The sequence below is a fragment of the Streptomyces radicis genome, assembly GCF_003626575.1.
In the GTDB taxonomy this organism is placed as follows: domain Bacteria; phylum Actinomycetota; class Actinomycetes; order Streptomycetales; family Streptomycetaceae; genus Streptomyces; species Streptomyces radicis.
This window is the reverse complement of record NZ_RBDY01000041.1, coordinates 39,645-57,041: the sequence shown is the minus strand read 5'-3', so window position 1 is coordinate 57,041 and position 17,397 is coordinate 39,645. Positions and strand designations below refer to the sequence as shown.

The 17,397-nt window shown below is 71.7% G+C and carries 17 protein-coding genes; 7 read left to right on the top strand and 10 right to left on the bottom strand.

Features of this window, described 5'->3' with window-relative positions; translation table 11 throughout:
• Positions 1-311 (top strand): CYTH domain-containing protein (locus D7318_RS30065; RefSeq protein ID WP_120700406.1); only part of this gene is annotated, 311 nt, incomplete at its 5' end.
• A gap of 35 nt (positions 312-346) precedes the next feature.
• On the opposite strand, the gene D7318_RS30060 is transcribed toward D7318_RS30065, so the two are convergent.
• From D7318_RS30060 to D7318_RS30050, 3 genes are all read right to left on the bottom strand, one after another.
• Positions 347-2,500, bottom strand: a complete 2,154-nt coding sequence (locus D7318_RS30060) for an outer membrane protein assembly factor BamB family protein (protein ID WP_120700405.1) — start codon at positions 2,498-2,500, stop codon at positions 347-349.
• Positions 2,501-2,754: 254 nt separating this feature from the next.
• On the bottom strand, positions 2,755-3,114 hold the full coding sequence (locus D7318_RS30055; protein ID WP_147437879.1) for a hypothetical protein: 360 nt from the start codon (positions 3,112-3,114) through the stop codon (positions 2,755-2,757).
• Positions 3,115-3,123: 9 nt separating this feature from the next.
• Entirely contained in the window at positions 3,124-4,152 is a 1,029-nt protein-coding gene (locus D7318_RS30050) for a hypothetical protein (RefSeq protein WP_230424243.1), read from the bottom strand.
• A 748-nt stretch (positions 4,153-4,900) separates the two neighbouring features.
• On the opposite strand from D7318_RS30050, the gene D7318_RS33550 reads away from it, so the two are divergent.
• From D7318_RS33550 to D7318_RS33150, 3 genes are all read left to right on the top strand, one after another.
• Complete coding sequence (locus D7318_RS33550) at positions 4,901-6,265, top strand: transcriptional regulator (RefSeq protein WP_220729878.1); 1,365 nt, start codon at positions 4,901-4,903, stop codon at positions 6,263-6,265.
• A complete protein-coding gene (locus D7318_RS30040) occupies positions 6,262-6,615 on the top strand; it encodes a hypothetical protein (RefSeq protein ID WP_120700402.1) in 354 nt (117 codons plus the stop codon). Before D7318_RS33550 ends, D7318_RS30040 begins: the two co-directional genes overlap by 4 nt.
• Before the next feature lie 364 nt (positions 6,616-6,979).
• A complete protein-coding gene (locus tag D7318_RS33150; protein WP_183091667.1) occupies positions 6,980-7,141 on the top strand; it encodes a hypothetical protein in 162 nt (53 codons plus the stop codon).
• 22 nt (positions 7,142-7,163) lie between these two features.
• Here D7318_RS33150 and D7318_RS33145 read toward each other — a convergent pair whose 3' ends face one another.
• The 7 genes from D7318_RS33145 to ectA form a co-directional block, all read right to left on the bottom strand.
• Positions 7,164-7,331: a hypothetical protein gene (locus D7318_RS33145; protein ID WP_183091668.1), complete on the bottom strand. Its 168-nt coding sequence runs from the start codon at positions 7,329-7,331 to the stop codon at positions 7,164-7,166.
• A gap of 147 nt (positions 7,332-7,478) precedes the next feature.
• The gene (locus D7318_RS30035; protein ID WP_120700401.1) at positions 7,479-8,156 is read right to left on the bottom strand and encodes a lytic polysaccharide monooxygenase auxiliary activity family 9 protein; all 678 of its coding nucleotides are present in this window, start codon (positions 8,154-8,156) and stop codon (positions 7,479-7,481) included.
• Positions 8,157-8,711: 555 nt separating this feature from the next.
• The gene (locus tag D7318_RS30030) at positions 8,712-10,739 is read right to left on the bottom strand and encodes an elongation factor G (RefSeq protein ID WP_120700400.1); all 2,028 of its coding nucleotides are present in this window, start codon (positions 10,737-10,739) and stop codon (positions 8,712-8,714) included.
• A 233-nt stretch (positions 10,740-10,972) separates the two neighbouring features.
• Positions 10,973-11,872, bottom strand: coding sequence for an ectoine hydroxylase (thpD, locus tag D7318_RS30025; protein WP_120700399.1), 900 nt, complete (start codon positions 11,870-11,872; stop codon positions 10,973-10,975).
• Between the two features lie 78 nt (positions 11,873-11,950).
• Positions 11,951-12,346: an ectoine synthase gene (locus D7318_RS30020; protein WP_120700398.1), complete on the bottom strand. Its 396-nt coding sequence runs from the start codon at positions 12,344-12,346 to the stop codon at positions 11,951-11,953.
• 56 nt (positions 12,347-12,402) lie between these two features.
• Positions 12,403-13,671 carry a diaminobutyrate--2-oxoglutarate transaminase gene (ectB, locus tag D7318_RS30015; RefSeq protein ID WP_120700397.1) on the bottom strand — a complete coding sequence of 423 codons (1,269 nt, stop codon included), beginning with the start codon at positions 13,669-13,671 and terminating at the stop codon, positions 12,403-12,405.
• Positions 13,672-13,743: 72 nt separating this feature from the next.
• Complete coding sequence (gene ectA / locus D7318_RS30010) at positions 13,744-14,361, bottom strand: diaminobutyrate acetyltransferase (RefSeq protein ID WP_120700396.1); 618 nt, start codon at positions 14,359-14,361, stop codon at positions 13,744-13,746.
• 574 nt (positions 14,362-14,935) lie between these two features.
• Here ectA and D7318_RS32525 point away from each other — a divergent pair.
• From D7318_RS32525 to D7318_RS30000, 3 genes are all read left to right on the top strand, one after another.
• Positions 14,936-15,121 (top strand): hypothetical protein, encoded by a 186-nt coding sequence (locus tag D7318_RS32525; RefSeq protein WP_147437876.1) that lies wholly within the window; start codon positions 14,936-14,938, stop codon positions 15,119-15,121.
• 144 nt (positions 15,122-15,265) lie between these two features.
• Positions 15,266-16,351: an amidohydrolase family protein gene (locus D7318_RS30005; RefSeq protein ID WP_230424240.1), complete on the top strand. Its 1,086-nt coding sequence runs from the start codon at positions 15,266-15,268 to the stop codon at positions 16,349-16,351.
• Between the two features lie 141 nt (positions 16,352-16,492).
• Positions 16,493-17,395 carry an SCO1860 family LAETG-anchored protein gene (locus tag D7318_RS30000; protein ID WP_120700395.1) on the top strand — a complete coding sequence of 301 codons (903 nt, stop codon included), beginning with the start codon at positions 16,493-16,495 and terminating at the stop codon, positions 17,393-17,395.
• Positions 17,396-17,397 lie beyond the last annotated feature (2 nt).

Below are 17,397 nucleotides of genomic sequence, written 5' to 3'. Positions count from 1 at the left end.
AGTACGAGTCCACCGTCTCCGACCCCGAGGCGATCACCCGCCTCCTGGCCGCGCTCGACTGCACACAGATCGCCGTCGTCGACAAGGTGCGCGAGGAATGGATCACCGCCGACGGCGACATCGCCGTGGCGTTCGACGAAGTCGCCGGGCTCGGCACGTTCATCGAGTGCGAGTTCAAGGGCGAAGCCGAGAACATCCAGGCCGCCACGGCCCGCCTCGATGCCTTCGTCTCCACCCTCGACGCCGACCTCGGCGACCGCATCCACGCCGGATACCCCCACCTGATCCTCGACCGCCACCCCGCGGCCTGACCCACATCGCCCTCCCGGCGGTGATCGGCCGCCCCTCAGGCCAGGGGCACGCCGTACACGTGTCCGTCCTCGCTGGTCACATAGGCCATGGCCGCGCCGGTCGCCGGGCGGCTCAGGGGCGCGTCCCCGCCCATGAACGACCACAGCGGCCCGCCGTCGTCGGCGTCGAGGGCCCGCAGGTGGCCCTCGGTGTCGGGCACCAGGACCGTGCCGTCCACGGCGGCGGGCGGCGCCGCGGCGCCGGGGGAGTGCTCCCAGCGCACATCGCCGGTCGCGGCGTCGAGCGCGCGCAGCGGCGCGTCGCTCCCGCCGACGTATACCGCCCCGTCCACCGCGACGGGCGCGGAGATCGCCGTTTCCCCGTCGAGGCGCAACGACCACCGCTCCTCGCCCGTGGACGCGTCGACCGCGTGCAGGAACGGGTCGGGCGCCACCGTCGCGTAACACACCACGCCCCCGGTGGACGCCGCGGGCGTGGCCGCCGCGGCGGAGCCGAAGGTCCAGCGGCGCTCGCCGGTGGCCGGGTAGAGCGCCAACAGGCCCTCGGACGTGGGCACATGGATCAGCCCCTCGGCCGCGGTCGGGGCCAGCGCGCCGCTCGCGGTCACGGTCCAGTGCTTCCTGGACGACTCCATGCCGATGGCGAACACGCCGGAGTCGAGTACGCTCACATAGGCGTCGCCCTCGGCCACCAGGGCGGGCGCCGCGTCGTTGCCGAGGTCGAACGACCACCGCTCGACGCCGGACACCGCCTCGATGGCGTACAGGGTCCCGTTCCCGCCGGTCACCAGCACGACCCCGCCCGCGACGACCGGCTCCACGACACCGCCCCCGGTCGGGAACGTCCAACGCTCCTCGCCCGTCGCGGCGTTGACGGCGCGGATGAACCCGCCCGCGTCGCCGAAGTACACCGTCTCGCCCGCGACGGCGGGCGGGGAGAGCGCCCCACCGGGCGCGATGTCCCACCCCGCCGCCCGCGCCTCCCCACCGTCCTCGGGCGCGAAGGCCCGCCACGCGAGGGCGCCACCGCCGCCGATCGCGACGACGGAGGCGGCACCGAGGAGGGTACGCAACGCGCCGCGGCGGGTGGGGCGTTGGGGCGGCGTCGGCGGCCGTTGCGGTTGCGGCTGCGGGTGCGGCCGCGCGGAAACGGACGCGGGCGCCGGTGCCGCGTCGGCCGTCCTCGCCGCCGCGGCGGCCCTGCGCACCGCCAAGGACCGCAACTCGGCGGCGGCGACACGGCGTTGCTCCTGAACGGCGGCCCGGCGCAGAAGGAGGGCCCGCAGCGCGGTGGCGAGGAGGCGCTGCTGCTCGGCCCGCGCCGCGGCGGCGCCGTGGTCGTGTCCCGCGGTGGCGGGCGGCACGCCGCCCCGCACCACCCGCAGCACGGCGGTGCGTTCGTCACCCTCCGCGTCAACGTCGCCGATGGCCGCCGCCAGCTCCTCCAACAGCGCGTCAACGGAGGGCCGTTGACCCGGATCCTTCGCCAGGCAGCGGCGTATCACCGCGAGCCCCGGCGGGAGTTCGCCCAGCTCGGGCTCCTCGTACACCGCACGGAAGTTGAGCGCGTGGGCCGAGCCGGTGCCGAACGGGCTCGCGCCGGTGGCCGTGTAGCCGAGGACCGCGCCCAGCGAGAACACGTCGCTCGCCGGGCCCACCGGCTTGCCCGTCAGCTGCTCGGGCGACATGAAGCCGGGCGTTCCCACCATCATCCCGGTCCTGGTGAGCGCGCTCGCCTCGGCCGCGACCGAGATCCCGAAGTCGATGACGCGCGGGCCGTCATCGGCGAGCAGCACATTGGACGGCTTGAGGTCGCGGTGGATGACGCCCGCCCCGTGGATCGCCTCCAACGCCTCGGCCAGCCCGGCCGCCAGCGCCAGCACGGGGCGTTCACCCCAGGGGCCGTCCGCGCGGATCGCTTCCTCGAGCGAGCGTCCCGGCACAAAGGCCGTGGCCAGCCAGGGCGGCGACCCGTCGGGGTCGGCGTCGACCACGGCCGCCGTGAAGAACCCGGTCACGCGCCGGGCCGCCGACACCTCGCGCGCGAAGCGCCGCCTGAAGTCGGCGTCGTCCGCCAGCTCGGGCCGCACCACCTTCACGGCGACGCCGCGCCCGCTGGGGGAGCGCCCCAGATACACCCGGCCCATCCCGCCCGACCCGAGGCGCGAGACGATGCGGTATCGCCCCACGCGTCTCGGATCCCCGGCCTCAAGATCCCCCACCGAAGGCACCCCCGTCACCTCATGCCGTAGACCTGCGTCGCTGAGAGGTTACTGTGCCGCCGTGCCCCGGGTGAGGAACAGCACCCCACTGTTCAGCGCCTGGTGGTCGACCGGTCGCCAACTCGTCGGATCGAACGCGGCATCGCGGCGAGCGCACCCCCAAGTGGCGGCTCTCATAGGAAGGTTGACGCCGGGGCGGCGTCCCTTGTGCAACGGGCCGTTCAACGGGCGGGGCGGCGGCCCGCGGCCAACTCCCCGTAGACATGGTCGGGATCGTGCTGCTTCCAGTACCGGAACATGAGCGAGACGCCCCCGCCCTCCGCCGCGAACGACGCGATCGGCCGCGACGCGTCGACGAGGAAGCGCGGCCCGTCCCACTGCTGCGCCACGACGCCCAAGGGGCGGTCGGACTCGAGGATCCAGGTGGCCATCCCGCCCGCGATCGACGCGAGGAAGTGCCGCGCCAGCAGGCCCGCGACCACCTCGGCGAGCGGCGTCTCGGGCGGCACGTCGAACGTCTCGTCATGGGGACGGGCGTCGTCCCCCATGGCAACGCTGCCCCGATCCACGGTGATGCGCATTCGTTCAACCTACCGAGAGGTGGTGGACATCGGCGCCTCCTTCAGCGCCCCGAGGACGAGCGGGGCGTCGCGCCGCCGCGTGGCGACGAGGACCGGCCGGTCGCCGTCGCGGCACTCGATGACCACGCCGTCATGGCGGTAGGCGCGCATCCACCCCTCGGGATCGTCGGGCTCGAACGCCCTCACGCGCAGCACCGTCAGCGTCTCCGGCAGCGCTCTGCGGGCAACGCGCCCTTCCGGATCGGGAGTTGCCGCCGGACGCCCGTCGCCGACCACCAGCGTGTCGAAGCCGTCCACGCTGTAGGGGACGTCCCCGCGCACGGTCGCGCGCACACAGCGTTTCCCCTCGGGCGGCACCGCGACGATCCCGCTGACGTCCGCCGCGGCCTTCATGCGCCGCCCCCACCACCACGCGTACGCGGCGCCCAGGACAGCGGCTGGCGGCGCGGAGGCGGCCGTGACCAGCAACGCGTTCGGCACATCGCTCGCCTCCATGCCCGCCACGAAGCCGACGCTGCTGACGACGGCGCCCGTCAGGACCCCCGCGATCACGAGCCAGCGGTGGCGCCGCCACCGGCCGAGCCCCAGCGCGGCGAGCCCGAGGGGCAGCAGGATGAGACCGAACGCGAGCGGCCGCCGCCAGTCGTCCACCGGCGACGCCCACGTCTCCTGCTCGGCGTCGCCGAACCCCACGCGGCGGATCTCACCCCGCCAGTACGTCAGCGCGACCTCGTCACCCGGGCGCACGGCGTTCAACACCGGCTCGGCGCCGATCATGCGGACGCTGCCCTGTTCGGCGAGGTGCAACCAGTGGCGCACGCCCCTGCCGTGCGGGTCGTGCTCGGTGTCCCGAACGGTCCCCGTGGCCGTCGTCGTGCACGCGTCCGAGGCCACGTCGCCCCGGCAGGCGGACGCGCCCTCGTACGCGCGCTTGTCCGCCAACGCCGCCGACACGACGACGAACAGCGCGGCGGAGACCAGCACGAGCACCATCCCCGTCCCCGCGGCCACCCGCGCCTGCCCCACCCTCGAACCCACCGCCCCCACCGCCTCCTTCTCCCCACGCTCTCCGCAGTGTGCCCCAACATCCTTCACCGGCCGTCACCCGAGCACGCGGCGGCCATGGCGCACGTTTGACGGCCCGATCAGTGACGAGAGCCACGCGACGGCGCGACGGTAGGGTTTCGCACGTCAGCAGTCCCAAGACCTGCTGGCCTTGCCCGGGAGTGTTGGCGCGCTCGCCGGGCTCTGATCGAGCCCCGCCCGCATGTTCCGGGCACGGGACCTTCCATGAGCCGTCGCACGTCGCGCAGCCGAAGAAGCCGAAGCAGTGCGGACACCAGATCCGCTCACGCGGATTCGGCAGTGGCGGGCTCGTCGGCGGTGGCCACCTCCACGGCGGACGCCAGACGCTCCCCTATCGCGCAGCGCGCCCCGCCCCGGCAGCCCTCACACTCCCGGCCATGCAAGTCCCGTGCTGCCACCAGCGTTTCCACATCGCCGGGCCGGGGATACCGAGAAACGTCGCGGCGAATCATCCCTCCCCCTCCGCGGAGCAACAATCACCGTTAGTCTTGATCATGACTGACGTCCTTTCAGGTGATCCAAGCCCCCGGACCGGTCCCACGGTGGCGGGGGTGCGGCATACGCACGCCCTACGAGCTTGGTCAGGGCAGGCGGGTGGGAACACCGCGAACGGGGCACCCCGCAAGGGCGTTTGGGGCACCCCGCCGAGATATATGACTACCCTTGGGGCCGATCACCGCCGAACCTCCTAGGTGGAGCCATGGACGACCGCGAGACCGCACGAACCGGCTACCCGCTGACGATTCCCGACGCGTTGTTGCACAGCGAAGCGATGCAACGGGCGTGTGCCACCCGCAACTTCGGTGAGATCTTCCGGCTCGTGAATCGGCGGACGGGCTCCAGCTATGCGGACATGGCCGCCGCCATCGGCAAGATGACCAGCTCACGCGTCGGCGACATCATCCGAGGCGCCCGAGGCGTACGCGGACAAGGAGTCATCGAACGAATCTGCGACGGATTCGGAATCCCCGGCGACATGCTCGACGTCCCGGCGCGATCTTGGGAGGAATTCCGGCGTGACGGTTTCACTGAAACTTCGCTATCAGGAAAATGCGATCTGGATACAGGCGAGCTGGACGAAATGATTCGGCGTGACTTCATGCGGCTCATGAGCATGGCGAACGTTGCTGTCGCCGCGCCCCAATTGACCTCACCGGACCTCGTCGAGCGTGTGGACGCTATCGACTCCTACCAGCGCATGAATTCTCATCTCTGGCAAGCCTTCGGGCTCTCCACGGCGAAACATGCTGTCTACCCGGTGGTGCGGAATCAATTGGCCGAACTCACTGGCAGCATGAAAAGGGCGACCAGCGGTCGGGAATACAGGAAGCTTTGCTCCGCCGCCGGGAACCTGTTCCAGCTCGCGGGGGAGATCCACTTCGACAGCGACAGATACTCTGAGGCTGCCCATAGTTACACATTGGCTGCGAGCGCGAGCAAGGAGGCTCGCGAATACGATCTGTGGGCGTGTGCCCTCACGCGGCAGGCGTTCATCGGGCTGTACGACAGGGAATACAGTGCCACTGTCCCGCTGCTTGAATCTGCCGCACATGTTGCTCAGCGCGGCGATGGGCAGCTTTCCACGCGCTATTGGGTCTCGGCAGTACAGGCCGAAGCATTTGCAAAGCTGGGCAACTATGATGCGTGCCGTCGTGCCCTGGACAAAGCCGGTGAAGTACGCGCTCTCTCCGGTGCGGTGCATAACGGAGGCTGGTTGCGCTTCGACGGTTCCAGACTGGCCGAGGAACGCGGCACTTGCTTCGTCGCACTGGATCGGGCAGACCTTGCAGAAGCAGCGCTCACTGACGCATTGAAACAGCCTCTGTCCGCCCGCCGAAGAGTCGGCGTGCTCGCTGATCTCGCCACCCTGGGAATCCAGCAGCGAGATGTGGACATGATCCTTGAGAACGCGCGCGCGGTGATTGAGCTGTCCCGGCAAACGAAGTCGGGTTACGTCGGGCGGAGGCTGCAATCAATCCGGATGCGGTTGACCCCGCTATTGGCTGATCTGCGCATTTCTCAGTTGAGTGAAGAAATCGCAACGTTTGAAAGGAAAGTCACATGACTGAAGAGGTAGGTGGCCGCATCTTTAGGGAAGCGTGGATCGCCGGAGTGAAGAAGCATTTCCCTGGCGACCCAAAGCCTGGTTATATCGCGCCATGGGAAGACACGCCAGAATGGGAGAGGGAAGCCGCCGCCGCAGTATACCGGCAGGTTCGGCAGTTCGCGGAAATCAGTGCTGGGAAGACAGCGGAACTGACCCGGGAGCAAAAGGGAAGGTTTGTGGCAATCTGTTGGATCGCGCAGATTCACAAGCACTTCGAGACACCAAAGCCAAGCTACGTCGCAGACTGGGAAGCACTTCCGCAATGGCAGCGCGAGACTGACAGCGACATCTTCGAAGCGATCGAGTGAAGAACTCCACCTCTTTTGGGTCCCGTACCCGCTGACGCGTCGGCGTCCGGGGCACCTGAGGTTCGCTGTTGGCGTCATCGGTCAGCCGCGCGGCCGTCACCCGCCACCCCGCGCACCGCCCACCTCCGCCCCGGAACCCGCCCGGCCGCCCCGGGGCGCGCCCCCCACCGCGTCCCGGCGTCGCAACGCCGCGGCCAACCGACCATCGGCGGAACGCCGTTCACCGTGAGGGACGGGCCCCTCTCAACTCGGCGACGACTCCGGTGACTTGATTCCGTGCGTGCCCCTCGGCCGCGGGGCACGCACCTGGCATGCTGGCGCGCGTTAGGAATGGACACGTCAAAGAGGAGGCGCTATGCGGCGGATGCGGCCTTGGAACGAGCTGATGGCCGTGGTCGCGGCCTGTGTGCTGGCGGCCTGCGGGGCGTCGGCGGCCGACGGCGACAGCTCGGGTGGTTCGTCCACCGGCGGCGCGGGCGGAGGCGGCGGCGGAACGGGCGGAGGCGGGTGGTCGCAGGAGAGATGACGCCGACGACGGGCGCCCTCGCTCATCCGCGGGGCCGCAGCACGCCGCGGGAGTCGGCGTTCGTCGAGAGGTGGACGGTGCGGTAGCGGGCCGCGAGCCATCCGTAACGCGTCCGCTCGACCCGCTCACGGTGCGCGGCGTCGGGGAAGAGGCCGTGGCGGTCCGCCCACTTTGGCGTGCGGCGCTCCACGTCATCGGCATGCGGCGAACACGGCGGCGGGCGCGTGTCCGGCTACCGCCTCGTGCTCTGCGCCCGGGCCTGGTCCAACGGCTCATTGGTGGGGCCCCGGCGGGCGACACGACCACCGGGGCCCCTTACGGCTCAACGGCCGGTCATTCAGCCGAAGTTGACGTCGCTACAGATGAAGTACGTCTGGTCCAGGTGCGACGCCTGCCAGATCGTGTAGACGATGTGGTGGCCCGAGCGACCCGGGGCGCTGACGTCGAACGTGATGTCCTGCGCGGGCGGGTAGCTCCCGGTCTCCTCGACCAGCTCGAGGTCGTCCCAGCCCAGGGCGTCGGTGGTGGGGTCGAAGCCCTGCCTGGTGACATAGACCTGGAAGTAGTCCGCGCCGTGGCTGGCCGTGTCGTACAGGTGGACGCTGAAGTCGCTGCCGACGTCCGTCGTGGTCCACTCGCCGGGGTTGTCGAGCGAGGTGGCCAGGCCGCCCTGGGCATCACCGGCGCTGCACAGCTTGCCGTTGGGGATCGAGCCCTGGAAGTTGCCCGCGAGGTTCTCCCGGAACAGGCTCATCCAGTTCCACATGGTGTTCGGGTTGGCCTGGAACGCCTGCCAGCACATGGGGTCTTCCTCCGCCATGTCCGGGTTCATGTGGTCGCCGCCCCAGCGGTCCCAGCAGCCGTAGCTCCTGGAGGCGGGCTCCACGATCGAGCCATGGGCGCTGGCCGAGTCGCTCCAGGGGCTCATGAACAGGGTCAGCAGGCCGACGATCGCGGCCATCACCGGCGTGATCACCCGCAGCGTCCAGCGGCGTGTGGGGGTCTCTGCGTACATTGTGCGGTCTCCGTCTTCCGGAAGGGAGTGGGGGATGGTTCCGGGGTTGGGAGCGCTCCCATGATACGGGGACCTTACCCGAGGACACACCCGCGAAACAGCCCCTGGCGCCCGTCGAGCACGGGGCACGCTTTGTGTTGAACAGAACGTGCCCCGTTTCAGAAGAGACCCCGACCCCGCGTAAGCGGGACATAAAGTCCAACGGGCCCGCTGAACGAAACGCGCCCCCGCCCCGGACCGGCCCGCTACCTGAGCTCAACGTGCGTGCGGATGACGACGAGAGCGGCGGCCAGGGCAGGCCCGAAGGGTGCGCGCCACCGCAACCGACCCCCGGGAAGACGGCCGCCAACTACCGACGCGGCCGCGCCCGTTCGGCCAACGATCCCGGCCAGCGACGAAACCGACCGGTTACCGGGACGGCCGCACACCCGACACCCCTCCCCCCGTAGGTGCCAGCCCTGACCCGCACCCCAACGAAACCGACCAACCGGCAGACGGCGAACGGGAGGACATCCAGCCCGTAGCCGCGCGCGAAGCCGCCCGCAGGGCACCCGCTCACCCCCCACCCACCCCCCGCGACGCGGCCAGACTCCGATCCGCGAGAAACCGCAGATACTCGTCCATGTTCAGCGGATTGCCGTCGAACCGTTCGCGGCGCGGCGGTGTGCCCCTGACCGGGCGGGTGGGGGCGGGGTGCGACCACAACGCGCCCTCGCCATGGGTGAGTCCGGGCAGGGCCGCCGTCAACTCCTGGGAGACGCGGACCGGCAGGTCGGCCATGAGCACCCATGAGCCACCACGTTCGAACGATGCGCCGATGTCCGCGCCCAGCGCGGCGAGCAGCCCGGTCACGGCGCCCGATGTGGCGGGCGGGACCTCCAACTCCACGCGCTGGCACGGCTCGTGGACCCGGACGCGGGCCGCCCGCAGGGCGCGGTGGAGCACGATCGGCGTCACGTCGCGGAAGTCGGCCGCGGTGCTCAGGGGCGCGGCGTAGCCGATGCGGGTCACGGTGACCGCGCAGTCGACCACCTCCCAGCCGTACAGGCCCTGGTGGAGCGCGCGCCGCGCCGCCTCCTCGATCGCGCGGTGGAACGCCCGGGGGAGCGCGCCCCATTCGACGTCCCGGGTGAACGCGATCCCCGTGCCCGGCGGGGCGGGTTCGACGCGCAGGCCGACCGTCGCCCAGAAGTCGTTGGGGCCGTGGCGGGCGAACTCCCACACCGACTCGCCCGTGCCCAGGGGCCGTTCGACCAAGACCGGGGTGATCGGCTCGAACGCCGCCGCCACGCCGAACTCCCGCCGCAGCCGGTCCCCGATGACCTCGCGCTGCACCGCCCCGTACAGCAGCACCGACGTCGCGCCGCCGCCCGCGTGGCGGGTGCGGATGAGCGGGTCCTCGTCGGCGAGCGTCGTCAGCGCGGCGTGCAACGCGGCCTCCCCGCCCGGCTGTTGGGGCCGCACCACGGTCTCGAGCCCCGGCGGCGGGAAGTGCCGCACGCCACCGGAGGGGGAGCGTTCGCCCAGCCGGTCGCCCACCCGCACGCCCGGCAGGCCGCTCAGCCGCGCGATGCCACCCGCCGTCAGCGACCCCACGACATGCCCCGTGACATGCCCCGCGACACCGGTCGCCCCTGGCGCCGTCACGACGTCGAGCCCGGTGACCCTGCCCCGGTGGCGGCCGCCGTCGGGGTGGTGGAACGTGAGGCGTTCCCGTTCCCTGACCGTGCCCGCGAACAGCCGCACATAGGCGACCTTGCGCCCGCCCCCGGTCCGTTCCACGGCGAACACCGTGCCGCGCGCGGGCGCGTGGGGATCCGGGGTGGGCGGGCGCAGCAACGTCCGGATCCCCTCGGTCAGTTGGGCCACGCCCTCGCCGGTGAGCGCCGAGCCGAAGAAGACCGGGTGCACCAGGCCCGCCGCGGTCTGCTCGGCCAGTGCGGCGCCCAACTCCCGTGCACCCGGCGGCGTTCCGTCGACGAGCCGGGCCAGCAGGGCGTCGTCGTGCTCGGCGAGCGCCTCGGCCGCCGCCTCGCCAGGCGGCAGCGGAACGGCCAGGGCGTGTGCCGTGCCGGGGTCTCGCACGGCGCTCAACGGCACGATGCCGGGGGCGAGATGGCGCCGGATGTCGGCGAGCAGGCTGTCGGTGCGGGCGCCCATGCGGTCGATCTTGTTGACGAACAGCAGCGTCGGAAGGCGCAGTCGCCGCAGCGACCGCATCAGGACGCGGGTCTGCGCCTGGACGCCCTCGACGGCGGACAGCACGAGCACCGCGCCGTCGAGCACGGCCAGGGCGCGCTCGACCTCGGCGATGAAGTCGGGGTGTCCGGGGGTGTCCACGACGTTGACCTGGGTGTCGCCCGTGGCGAACGCGGCGACCGCGGAGCGGATCGTGATGCCGCGCTCGCGCTCGAGGTCGCCGCTGTCGGTGCGCGTGGATCCGGCGTCCACGCTGCCGAGTTCGGGGATGGCCCCGTGGTCGAACAGCAGTCGCTCGGTGAGGCTGGTCTTACCCGCGTCGACATGGGCGAGAACGCCCAGGTTCAGGGTGGTGCGCGGAAGGGGGGTGGAAGGGTCGGGCACGGAGGTCCTCGGAGATGGGGGAGGGGGTGGACAGCGGCTCGGTCGCTCCGAGGTGACGCCGCATCCGTCTCTCCCTTGCTCTCCCGGCCCGTGCGCGGGCCGACCTTCCTGGTGAACGCTCCGGAGGGTACAACAGCGGCGCCCGGCAGGCCGCCCATTAAACGGAGCGGTCGGCCGGGCGCCGGTCACACGAGGCCGCAAGGCCGCAAGGCCGCGAGGCCGAGCGGCCGCGCTCAGCGCACCGGGGTGAAGTCCCTGGCGCCGATGTACTCGGGGCGGCGGACCGGGGCCGCGAAGGGCTCGACCGCCGCGTTCTCCACGCTGTTGAACACGATGAAGACGTTGCTGCGCGGATACGGGGTGATGTTGTCGCCCGAGCCGTGCATGCAGTTGCAGTCGAACCAGGTGGCCGAGCCCGCCTTGCCCGTGAACAGCTTGATGCCGTGCCGGTCGGCGAAGCCCGTGAGCGCCTCGTCGGACGGGGTGCCCGCCTCCTGCATCTGGAGGGACTTCTTGTAGTTGTCCTTGGGCGTCTCGCCCGCGCAGCCGAGGAACGTCTGGTGCGAGCCCGGCATGATCATCAGGCCGCCGTTGGTGTCGAGGTTCTCCGTGAGGGCGATCGACACCGACACCGCGCGCATCCGCGGCAGGCCGTCCTCGGCATGCCATGTCTCGAAGTCCGAGTGCCAGTAGAAGCCGCTGGCGCCGAAGCCGGGCTTGACGTTGATCCGGCTCTGGTGGACATAGACGTCCGAGCCGAGGATCTGCCGCGCCCTGCCCACCACGCGCGGGTCGCGCACCAGCCGGGCGAAGACGTCGCTGATCCGGTGCACCTCGAAGACGGACCTGATCTCCTGGGACGAGGGCTCGACGATGGAACGCTCGTCCGCCCGCACCGCGGGGTCGCTGACCAGCCGGTCCAACTCGGCCCGGTGGACCGCCACTTCCTCGGGGGTGATGAGCTGCTCCACGGTGGTGAACCCGTCCCGTTCATGCCCCGCGAGCTCCTCGGGGGTGAACGGCCCCCTGGCGTCCGCGGGGGACCACACGACGGGGTCCTGGCGCGGTGTGGCCACCTCGGTGGCCCCTCGGGTGGGATACAGGTCGGCGGTGCGTTCGGGTGCGGTGGTCATGGGGTCGCTTCCTCTCTCTCCTTCACTCGTCGCGGCCCTTCACCCGTCGCGGCGTCCCCGCAACGGGTCATGGGGGTCTCAGGCCTCGGTGAGCAGGGGGTAGACGCCGTTCTCGTCGTGGTCCTCCCGGCCCGTGACCGGGGGGTTGAACACGCACAGCGCGCGGAAGTCGGTCTTCGGGCGCAGCGTGTGCTTCTCGTGGCCGTCCAGCAGATACATCGTGCCGGGGCTGATCCAGTGCTTCTCGCCGGTCTCGTCGTTGGTCAGCTCGGCCTCGCCCGCCACGCAGAAGACCGCCTCGATGTGGTTGGCGTACCACATGCTGGTCTCCGTGCCCGCGTAGAGCACGGTCTCGTGGAACGAGAACCCCACGCCCTCCTTGGCCAGGACCAGGCGCTTGCTGCGCCAGGTGCCGGAGGCGGACTCCACGTCGCGGTCGGTTCCCTCGATGTCGCTGAGCGATCGGACGATCACAGTGGTCTCTTCCCTTTCGTTCGCTTCGATGGGCCGGTCGGGCGGTGGGCCGCCGGTCAGGCGGTCTCGCGGACGGCGCGCGTGAGGACGCGCAGGCCCTCGTCGAGCTCCTCGGGCGTCATGGTCAGCGCGGGCAGCAGCTTGACCACCTCGCTCTGCGGGCCCGAGGTCTCGAGCAGCAGCCCCAGCTCGAACGCCCGCCTGCACACGGCCGTCGCGCGCGTGACGTCGTCGAACGTCAGCCCCCACACCAGGCCGCGCCCGCGGACCGCCGCGCCGCTGCCCGCGTGCTCGGCGGCGATGGCGCGCAGCCCGGCCTCGACCTGGTCGCCCCTGCTGAGGGTCTGCTTCTCCATCTGCCCGTCGGTCCAGTACGTGTCGAGCGCGGCGGCGGCCGTGACGAACGCGGGGTTGTGGCCGCGGAACGTCCCGTTGTGCTCGCCCGGCTCCCACAGGTCGAGCTCGGGCTTGAACAGGGTCAACGCCATCGGCAGCCCATAGCCGCTGATGGACTTGGACACCGTGACGATGTCGGGGACGATGCCCGCGTCCTCGAACGAGAAGAACGCCCCGGTGCGCCCGCAGCCCATCTGGATGTCGTCGACGATCAGCAGCATGTCGTGGCGCGCGCACAGGTCGGCCAGGCCGCGCAGCCACTCGGGGCTGGCGACGTTGACGCCGCCCTCGCCCTGGACGGTCTCGACGATGGTGGCGGCGGGCTTGTTGAGCCCTGAGCCCGCGTCCTCGAGCAGCCGCTCGAACCAGATGAAGTCGGGCGTCTGGCCCTGGAGGTAGTCGTCGAACGGCATCGGCGTGCCGTGCACCAGCGGGATCCCCGCCCCGGCGCGCTTGAACGCGTTGCCCGTCACGGCGAGCGAGCCGAGCGACATGCCGTGGAAGGCGTTGGTGAACGAGACGATCGACTCGCGGCCCTTCGCCTTGCGGGCCAGCTTGAGCGCGGCCTCGACCGAGTTGGTGCCGGTGGGCCCGGGGAACATCACCTTGTAGTCCAGGTCGCGGGGCCTGAGCACCACGTCGCGGAACGTCTCGAGGAACGCCCGCTTGGCCGTGGTGGCCATGTCCAGGCCGTGCGTGATGCCGTCCCGCTCCAGGTAGTCGAGCAGGGCGCGTTTGAGCACGGGGTTGTTGTGGCCGTAGTTGAGTGAGCCCGCTCCGGCGAAGAAGTCGAGGAACGTGTGGCCGTCCTCGTCGTACAGGTAGCTGCCCTGGGCCCGGTCGAAGACGGTGGGCCAGCCACGGCAGTAGCTCCGCACCTCCGACTCCAGGGTGGTGAAGACGCTCAGGTCCGGCTGGGTGATGGTCACGGGAGACTCCTGGTTCAGGGGGATGTGCGAGGGGCGTTCGGTGGATCGGGGGCGCGGAGCGCGGGGCGCGGGTCAGCGCCCCGCGGCGGCGCGGTCCGCGCGTCCGCGTGACTCCTCCGCTTCGCGCCCTGGCAGGGGCCCGATCCGGTACAGCACCTCGGGCTGGTGGCCCTGGCCGTCGGGGAAGACGGCCGCGTCGAACAGCACCTCGCGCGTCAGCTCGGCGCCGCGCCGGGCGGCGAACGAGGCGAAGAGGCGGTCCGACGCCGTGTTGTCGGGGGTGACGGTGGTCTCGACGAGATTCACCCCCCACTCACCGGCCGCGCGGTCGGTCAACGCGTCCAGCATCGCGGCAGCGAGGCCGCGTCCACGCTGCCCGTGGTCCACCGCGACCTGCCAGATCAGCAGGGTGCGCGGGACCTCGGGGCGGGTGTAGCCGGTGATGAAGCCGACCGGCTCGCCCGAGGCGGCCCTCGCCACGATAGACGTGCCGGAGTAGTCACGGCACCACAGGAGGTAACTGTAGGGGGAGTTGAGGTCCAGGACCCGCGAGTCGCGGGCGATGCGCCACAGGGAGGCGCCGTCCGCGAGGCGGGGTATGTCGAGTGTCAGCCCTTCTCGGCCTGCCGGAAAATCGTTGTCCAGGAAATCGGGGGTGGGACGTGTATGGTCCGCTTGTGCGGGGCTCATGCAGATTGAATTTACCCAGCCATCGATGAAGATGCATCGCCGGAGGGGGTTAACAGGGTGAGCCCGATGTGTTATCGCGCACGCGTGGGGCCCGGGTGGTGACCCGGGGGAATCTCGGGAGAATGTGGCGTTCTGTCCGTTAGTTACCGGGCAAATCGGGCGGCGTGTGCCCGGAAGTCACAGCTTTGTAACAACCGTGTGATCGTCCGGGACCCGTCCTGTGCTGTGTCAAGAACCCGCGAACGTACCGTTTAGAAGCCGTCGAAGCGGGAAGACGAGGCCCCGAGAGGTGTATCCGAAATAGGCCGGGAATCGACATCCGAATTTCTTCCCACGGCCTTCGGCGCCACCCCAGGAATTCAATTGGCGCGATCCGGGGAAACGGCCTTCCGCCGTCACCCGCACCCCGGGCCCCTCGCCCGTCACCGCACAGCGGTCGCCCGCCGTGTCCCGCGGCCCGCCCTCGTGGTCGTACCGACCGGCGAACACATGCTCACCCGGTGGCACTTCGGCCCCCGCGCAGCTCCCACCGGAACACCGGCGCGCCCTCGTCCACGGCTCGGCCGTCTCCACCGTGACGTTGCTCTGCGACCAACGCTCCCCGCTGCCCAGGTCCAACGCGCCCGACGACGGGAGCGCCCGCTCGGCGCCCGCCGCCCGCTCCGCGCAGCACCCGGAGCAACTCCCGCGTCTCGGCGCGGATCCGCGCGCGCCATGTCCGCCGGTGCTGGGCACGTGGCCCGCCTCGTCGACGGCCTGACGAACGGTCGCGTCCCGTGGGAGTGTCCGATGGGTCGTACGCTGTTCGTCCCTACGTCCAGCTCCCGGCGGGTGAGGGGCGTAACAGGCGAACGCGCCGCTGCCGAGCGGTCGTCGGGCCCCGACGCGTGTGATCATGGGCCGCGTGTTCGCACTCCACATCACGGGACGCGTGCTGATAGGGCCTGATGACGAGATCAGGGACGAGGTCTGGGTGGTCGGCGGCCGGATCACGTTCGAACGGCCCACCGCCGCACGGGACATGACGACGCTCACCGGGTGGGTGCTGCCGGGCCTCGTGGACGCGCACAGCCACGTCGGGCTCGGCGTCCGCGGGGCCGTGGACCGCGCCACGGCCGAGGAGCAGGCCATCGCCGACCGGGACGCGGGCGCGCTGCTGCTGCGCGACGCGGGCTCGCCCGCCGACACCCGCTGGACCGACGCCCGCGACGACCTGCCGCCCGTGATCAGGGCGGGCCGCCACATCGCCCGCACCCGCCGCTACCTGCGCGACTTCGCCGACGAGGTCGAGCCCGAGGCCCTGACCGCCACCGTCGTCCGCCAGGCCAGGCGCGGCGACGGCTGGGTCAAGCTCGTCGGCGACTGGATCGACCGGGAGCGCGGCGACCTAACCGCCTGCTGGCCCGTGGACGCCGTCCGCGACGCCATCGCCGCCGCCCACCGCGAGGGCGCCCGCGTCACCGCCCACTGCTTCGCGGAGGACGCGCTGCGCGACCTGGCCGAGGCCGGGATCGACTGCGTCGAGCACGCCACGGGCCTGACCGACGACACCATCCCGCTGTTCGCCGAGCGCGGCGTGGCCATCGTCCCGACGCTCGTCAACATCGGCACGTTCCCCGCGCTCGCCGACCAGGGCGCGCCCAAGTTCCCGCGCTGGGCCGACCACATGAGGCGGCTGCACGCGCGCAGGTACGACACGGTGCGCGCCGCGTACGACGCCGGGGTCCCGATCTACACCGGTACGGACGGCGGGAGTTCGCTGCCGCACGGGCTGATCGGCCGGGAGGTCGCCGAGCTGGTCGCCGCGGGCATCCCGGTCGGCGACGCGCTCGCCTCCGCGACGTGGAGCGCCCGTCGCTGGCTCGGCCGCCAGGGGCTCACCGAGGGCGCACCCGCCGACCTGGTCGTCTACCCGGCCGACCCGCGCGAGGACGTCGGCGTGCTGGGGCACCCGAGCCGCGTGGTGCTGCGGGGGCGCGTCGTGGCGTGAGGCGGCGCGAGGCGCGCATGGGGTCCCCCGTTCGGGTGAACGAGGGCCGGAACGCCGCCCGCCAGGGGCCGCGGCGCCAAGGATGACGGGCGTCCCCCCGCGTCCCGAGTTCGCCGTTCCACACCCTGGAGAGTTCCGCCCGTGAACCACACCGCCCGCCGCGCCGCCGCCACGCTGCTCACCACCGCCGCGCTGATGGCACAGGCCGCCGTGACCGCAGCCCACGCCGACGAGTCCGCCCCCGCGGCGGGCGGCCACGGCGCCGCGAGCGCCGCGGTCCTGCGCGCCGGTCTCGAAGTCTCGCTGCTCGACGGCACGTTGGGCGTGCCGCTGAATGTCACCCTGAACGAGGTGCAGGCGCCTGGCCAGGCCACCGCGGCCAGGGAGACGCTGCTCACCGCCTCGCTCGACGGCGTCGACGGGGGGCGCCCGTTCGAGATGCTGCGCGCCGACGTCGCCGACGCGACCGCCACCGTGGACGCCGAGGGCAGCGTCGCCGAGACGTCGCTCGCCGCCGCGCAGGTCACCGTGCCGGGGCTGCCGATGCGGCCGCTGATCGAGCTGGACGCCATCGCCGCGCGGGCGCACTGCCCGCTCGGCGGCACCCCGGTCGCCGAGACGGACATGCCCGCCGCCGTCACCGTCTTCGGCCAGGAGGTCCCGCTCACGGTGGAGGGCTCGGTGAACGTCCCGGTGCCCGGCGTCGGCGAGGTCACGCTCGACCTGTCGCGCACCGAGACCTCGGAGGGCGCGGCGGCGGCCAGCGCGCTCGACCTGTCGATCGAGGTCAACCCCCTGAACCTGGACATCGCCGGGGTCACCGGCACCCTCACGCTCGCCGAGGCCGGCTGCGAGACGCCCGCCGCGCCCCCGCGCACCCAGACGGTCTCCGAGGAGGAGACCGAGGAGGCCGAGGACGCCCCGGAGATGGCGGCCACGGGCGGTGGCTCGGCCACGCCCTATGTCATCGGCGGCGGCGTGGGCCTCCTCGCGGCGGGCGCGGCGACGGTCCTGATCGCCAAGCGCCGCCGCCGCACCGCCTGAGC